The sequence below is a fragment of the Caproiciproducens sp. MSJ-32 genome (assembly GCF_018918055.1).
Lineage (GTDB): Bacteria > Bacillota > Clostridia > Clostridiales > Clostridiaceae > Clostridium.
Map to the genome: position 1 here is coordinate 1 of NZ_JAHLPS010000065.1, position 5,505 is coordinate 5,505.

Here is a 5,505-nt window from a genome sequence, read left to right on the forward strand (position 1 = left end):
TGCGCCATTTTTAAGGAGTAGAGATGAATTTATTTGAAAAACTCTTTAAAATTCATATAAAACAGTACAAAATAAGAGCTGAGCATTAGCGATTTTTAACCGCTAATGCGACAGCCCCTTTTTTGTGTATAATTAGATAAAGATTATTAAAAGAAAAATATTATTAATAAACTATCTTTTTATTATATAGGTATAATAAGTTATTTAGAGTAAAAACTAAAATTGATTAAAGGTAAATAAAGCGAGGTGATATTTTGAATAAGAAAAAAAGGGAAGCTGGATTTAATTTTGAAAATAGTTATATAGAACTTCCAGATATATTCTATAGAAGGCAAAGACCAAGTTCTGTACCTAATCCCAAATTAGTTGTATTTAATCATTCCTTAGCAGCCTCCTTAGGATTAAATTCTAAGGAACTAATTAGTAATTATGGAGTGGAGCTTCTTTCAGGAAATAAGCTTATGGATGGAACAGAAGCAATTGCTCAAGCTTATGCAGGTCATCAATTTGGCCATTTTACGATGCTTGGTGATGGAAGAGCTATTCTACTTGGGGAACATATAAGCCCTAAAGGAGAGAGAGTAGATATTCAGCTTAAAGGTGCTGGAAGGACTCCTTATTCTAGAGGCGGTGATGGCAAAGCTGCTTTAGGTCCTATGTTAAGGGAATATATAATAAGTGAAGCTATGTTTGCCCTTGGGATACCTACAACAAGAAGCTTAGCAGTAGTTGAAACAGGAGAAAAGATAATTAGGGAAGATCTTTTGACTGGTGCAATATTGACTCGTGTGGCAGCAAGTCATTTAAGAGTAGGAACTTTTCAATTTGCGGCTCAATGGGGATCAATTGATGATCTTAAATCATTAGCTGAATATGCTATAAAAAGGCATTATCCAAATGTGGACAAGGAGAAAAATAAATATCTAGCCTTTTTAAAGACAGTAGTAAAGGCTCAAGCAGAACTTATTACTAAGTGGCAGTTAGTTGGTTTTGTTCATGGAGTTATGAATACTGATAATATGACAATTAGTGGAGAAACTATTGATTACGGGCCATGTGCTTTTATAGATACGTTCAGTTCAGATACAGTTTTTAGTTCAATTGATAGATATGGGCGCTATGCCTATGGAAATCAGCCAAGTATTGCTGCTTGGAACTTAGCAAGGTTTGCGGAAAGTCTATTACCTTTAATTCATAGTGAACAAGATGAAGCTGTAGGCTTGGCTCAAGAAGCAGTTGCTGAATTTGAAGATATATTTATGGAAAATTGGATTTCTGGAATGAGATCTAAACTTGGAATCTTTAATGAAGAAGAAGGAGATCAGGAGTTAATCGAGGAACTTTTAGATCTTATGGAAAAAGAAAAGGCTGATTATATTAATACCTTTAGAGCCTTGACTATTAATAAAATAGAAGATATAAAAATGTCTAATACAGAAGAATTTAAAGTTTGGTATAAAAAATGGCAGGAGAGGTTAAAAAGACAGTCAGAGTCAAAAGAAGCCGTAACTCAGCTTATGAGAAGCAGCAACCCAGCAGTTATTCCACGTAACCATAGAGTTGAAGAAGCATTAGAAGCTGCAGTTGAAAAGGGGGATTATAGTGTCATGGATAAGCTTTTATATGCTTTATCAAGACCTTTTGCTTATGCAGAAGAACAGGAAGAATATGCAAAATTGCCTAAAGCATCAAAGGAAGCTTATAGAACTTTTTGTGGAACATAAAATATAATTTGGGGATTGATATTACAATCCCCAAATTTATAAGACTTAATTATTTAACACTATTTTGAATTTATCATAAACTATTTGTGTATAGCATTAATTTGGAAGTGTTTTTACGAGCATTATATATATGGCTTTTTATTCAAATAGAGTTTGTTATGAAAGTTTTAAGGAAAACTGGACTTATGGAAGAGGCGTTTTAATATCAGATATTGTGAATACTAATTATACAAAATCAGGAATACCAATTTGTTCTGCTACATCAGGGGGAATGAATGGAATAAAGTATATAATCCCTTTCTTATTTACGTCTCCACTAGAAGTTATGAAGATAACAGATAAAGAAGCAGCTTTATATCTTCATTTATTATTTGCTTTAGAAGAAAGCAGCTTGATGTATATAAGTGGAGTTTTTATTTCAAATATACTAGATTTTTTTAGAGTTTTAGAAGAAAAGTATCAATTATTAGTAAGGGATATAAGAAAAGGAAGGGTAAATAATAAAATAAATATAGATGAAAAAACTAGAACTGCTTTAAATAAACTATTATCTCCTAATGTTAGCAGGGCAGAGAAATTAGAGGAAGAATTTAATAAAGGATTTAAGGGAATAGCAAAAAGGATATGGCCAAGATTACTGTATATTGAGACTGTAACAGGAGCAAACTTTTCAATATATGATGATAAAGTTAATTATTATACTGCTTCATTGCCTATTTATTCTCCTTCTTATGCTTCTACAGAAACAATGATAGGCATTTTTAAGACATATAATCTCTAGGGGAAAGGGAATTGAAATTAACACATCTTCCTATAGATATAAATTAGATGATTTGACACCTTCAAGGGATATACTAAAATTGTATAAAGAATTAGGTGGAAGAATAATTACTATAGGTTCAGATACCCATAAAGAAGAACACATTGCTTATAAAATTTTAGAAGTAAGGGAAGAACTGAAAAAGCTTGGATTTAAACAGTTTTGTACCTTTGAAAAAATGAAGCCTATCTTTCATGATTTATAATTAATGTTTTTATTTGCAGTTATAAAGGTATATAAAAGATTTACTTATTCATCTTTTATATACCTTTGATTTTTATGTAAACTAGCAAAAATAGATATAATATAATAATGGTTATATAATTATATAAATTTATATTTTAAGAGGAAAGAAGAGGATATATAGTGAATGGTAAAATGATTAAGGCATGTGAACTAGCAAAAGAATTAGGATTATATTTAAAATTAGTAACATCAAATAAGTTTTTTGATACTTATAATCCATTTTTTAATATATTTGATGAAGTTGAGGAGCCTTGCAGGCGTATTCTTGTTCTAACTCCTTATAAGGAATTAGAAGAGGTAAATGATAAAAATCCTGCAGATCCAATAACAGAGCCGCTATTTATTGAAGGGAATATATGGATTAAGGAATATCCCTTAACAACTAATCCAAATAAGCTTAATTTAGAGGAAATTGAAATTAGTGAGGAATTTTATAATAAGATAAAAAATATGTAAAGGGGTCAGCCCCCCCTTACAATAATTGTAAGGGGGGCTAACCCTATTTTAATAGACTTTTCTTATAAATTTGAATTATATCTTCTAATTCTACTTTTTCAGTATGATTTTTTAATTTGCTTTTATTTGAAACAAAACTTTTAGAGTAGTTTATTATTTCTTCCTCAGTTATTTCGATATTTACATTTATTAATTTGTTAAAGATATCTTCTAATTCTTCTAAATTCATTCCTAATAGATTTAACATTCTATTGATTTTAGATTTATCTTTAAAACTTTTTAAATATTCAATTGTCAATACACCATTAGCTAAACCATGAGGAAGACCCTTAAAATATGTAAGGGGATATCCCATTCCGTGAGGCAGGGAAGTTCCAGTTTGAGCAATTTGTATTCCAGCTAAAGTAGATGCCAGCATAACCTTATTTCTAAAGTTAGAATCTAATTCTTTATTAATAAGTTTCTTAAAGCAGTATTTAAATAATTCAAAGCCTTTTTCACCGTAAATTTCTGACATATAATTGCTATTTGTATTTAAATAGCCTTCAACTAAATGGGTAAAGGCATCAATTGCAGTGTTTACAGTTATTTCATAAGGTAAGTCAAAAGTGTACTTACTGTCAAGAAAGGCTGCAACAGGAAATACTGATTGTCCTAAATTTTTCTTTGTTTTTTCTTTGTTTGAAGTTACTATGCTATATTGAGTAACTTCTGAGCCTGTTCCAGAAGTTGTAGCTATAGCAATTACAGGAATACTTTTTAGTTGCTTTTGAGAAAAGATATTATCTTTTTTTACTTCTGGATTTTTTATAAAAACAGCAATGGCTTTTGAAGCATCCATGGGGGAGCCACCGCCTATCCCAATAACAAAATCAACATTATTGTCTTTTCCAATAATGCTGCCCTTTTCTATAGTTTCTAAGGAAGGGTTTTCTTCGACTTCATCAAAAAGTATGTAGTCTATTCTTGAATCAGAAAGGGCTTTAACAACATCATTATAAGAACCATTTCTTTTAGCAGAGTTTCTTCCTGTAACAATTAGAGCTTTTCTTCCTATACTGCTGAAGACTTCCTTGTTTTTTAAAATAACATCCTTGCCGAAATATACTTTTGTAGGCATTGAATAGATAAATTCCATAACCATCAACCTTTCTTTACTTATTTAGAGAATATTTAAGTTTATTATTCTTAGATTAAATCTTTTCTTATATATTATTATATAATCATTTTTATATATTAGCTTATTAATTATGTTTTATAGTGAAATTAAAACTTTATTATATATCAGTAGATTTATATATGAGAAAATTTAAGATGTCTTAGTTAATATTAGAGATGTTGAAATTAAAATAAGAACTTACACCTATAGTAAGGGTAAGTTCTTATTTTAATTTATATATATTTAGAATATATTAGAAGTTTCAGATTATTATTTAGAATTAGATAAATGAAGTATTTTATTAAATAAACCTTTGTTTGCATTATCTAGTTCTATTTCTTGCTGGATAGTATACGCTTCAACAGTCCTTTTTAAATTTTGAATTTCTTTTATTAAAAGTTTATTATTATTTAAAAATGATTGAGTAAAGTTATTAAAGTCATTTTGTAGAGAAACTTTAAGTTCTTCATTTCTATCGTTAATTTTATTAGAAATTAATTCTTCAGTATTGCTAATAAGTTCCTTATGTAAACTTGAATTTATTTCATTAATATTATCAAATTTAGAATCTATGTACTCTTTAACTTCCTTATTAAATTTTTCTTTAAATTCACTTAAGTTTCTATTTTGGGCTTCAATAATTATTGAAACAATATTTTGTAGATACAATGAATTAGCTTTTTGTATATCATCTATGAATTGGTTTTTAAAATTATTAAGTTGTATTTCTTGTTCCTTTTTAATGGAATCAATAAGTTCCTCTACAGATAACAAATTACTTTCTGAATATTTAATTTCCTTATCGCTTAAAGGTAATTTATTATAATAATCATGAATTTCTTTTAGAGACATACCTCTATTTTTTAGTCTTATTAAAAGTTCTAAGTTATCGATATCACTATTAGTATAACGCAATTCTTTATCTACTATTTCTATTTTTAGAAGATCGCTAAAAATATTAGTGTAGTACTTTATATTATTAACTTGGATTCGGCAAGTAATGCCGAAAGGCATTGAAATTAAAGGATTTTTTGTTCAAAAAAATTAAAAAGAAATCATCCCTTTTTAGTGTTAAAATATAATTACAAAAAACAAAACAC

The 5,505-nt window shown here is 28.5% G+C and carries 6 protein-coding genes; 4 read left to right on the plus strand and 2 right to left on the minus strand.

The window, feature by feature from the left end; translation table 11 throughout:
* Window positions 1–254 precede the first annotated feature (254 nt).
* The 4 genes from KQI16_RS07475 to KQI16_RS07490 all read left to right on the plus strand — a co-directional run bounded on the left by KQI16_RS07475 (window position 255) and on the right by KQI16_RS07490 (window position 3,246).
* The gene (locus KQI16_RS07475; protein WP_216433254.1) at window positions 255–1,724 is read left to right on the plus strand and encodes a protein adenylyltransferase SelO; all 1,470 of its coding nucleotides are present in this window, start codon (window positions 255–257) and stop codon (window positions 1,722–1,724) included.
* A gap of 130 nt (window positions 1,725–1,854) precedes the next feature.
* Complete coding sequence (locus tag KQI16_RS07480; RefSeq protein WP_216433257.1) at window positions 1,855–2,505, plus strand: GH3 family domain-containing protein; 651 nt, start codon at window positions 1,855–1,857, stop codon at window positions 2,503–2,505.
* A 79-nt stretch (window positions 2,506–2,584) separates the two neighbouring features.
* Window positions 2,585–2,749 carry a hypothetical protein gene (locus KQI16_RS13230; protein WP_216433258.1) on the plus strand — a complete coding sequence of 55 codons (165 nt, stop codon included), beginning with the start codon at window positions 2,585–2,587 and terminating at the stop codon, window positions 2,747–2,749.
* 161 nt (window positions 2,750–2,910) lie between these two features.
* Window positions 2,911–3,246 carry a hypothetical protein gene (locus KQI16_RS07490; RefSeq protein ID WP_216433260.1) on the plus strand — a complete coding sequence of 112 codons (336 nt, stop codon included), beginning with the start codon at window positions 2,911–2,913 and terminating at the stop codon, window positions 3,244–3,246.
* Between the two features lie 43 nt (window positions 3,247–3,289).
* Here KQI16_RS07490 and KQI16_RS07495 read toward each other — a convergent pair whose 3' ends face one another.
* Both KQI16_RS07495 and KQI16_RS07500 read right to left on the minus strand, forming a co-directional pair.
* Complete coding sequence (locus KQI16_RS07495; RefSeq protein WP_216433262.1) at window positions 3,290–4,384, minus strand: iron-containing alcohol dehydrogenase family protein; 1,095 nt, start codon at window positions 4,382–4,384, stop codon at window positions 3,290–3,292.
* A 291-nt stretch (window positions 4,385–4,675) separates the two neighbouring features.
* Window positions 4,676–5,419 carry a MerR family transcriptional regulator gene (locus tag KQI16_RS07500; protein ID WP_286172963.1) on the minus strand — a complete coding sequence of 248 codons (744 nt, stop codon included), beginning with the start codon at window positions 5,417–5,419 and terminating at the stop codon, window positions 4,676–4,678.
* Window positions 5,420–5,505 lie beyond the last annotated feature (86 nt).